Raw genomic sequence first — 366 nt, 5'->3', positions numbered from 1 at the left:
CGACTTCAAGCGTTCGGGGGTCAGGGTCGCATCAGGAACGCTTCGCCCGGCTGGCCGCTAACGTGTTTGCCGCCGCCGGGACCGTTTCACAGCTCCGACCACGAACCGGCTCAACAGCTTAGGCGTTGAGGCCGAAGACGTTCGCGGACAAATCTGCCATGATCGGAACCCGATGAAGACGGATCGCGAGCAAGCCGAGCGGGTCGCCGACCTTCTCCGCCCGGCCGACCGCCTCCGGGTTCCGGGCCATTGGTACACCGACGAGCAGTGCATGCAGACGCAAGACTAGCTCCGCGCCGGCCTGCGGCGCATCTCCCGCCACCTGACCGGGACCGAAGTGCCGCGCGAGACCGCGCCGCGCCGTCC

General features: G+C 68.0%; 1 protein-coding gene. It reads right to left on the bottom strand.

Annotated elements, in window-relative coordinates:
- Positions 1 to 118: 118 nt before the first annotated feature.
- Positions 119 to 366 (bottom strand): hypothetical protein (locus tag MKK51_RS10140; RefSeq protein WP_243976820.1); only part of this gene is annotated, 248 nt, incomplete at its 5' end.

Source organism: Methylobacterium sp. E-045 (assembly GCF_022829685.1).
Classification (GTDB): Bacteria; Pseudomonadota; Alphaproteobacteria; order Rhizobiales; family Beijerinckiaceae; genus Methylobacterium.
This window is presented reverse-complemented; position numbering and strand designations above follow the sequence as displayed.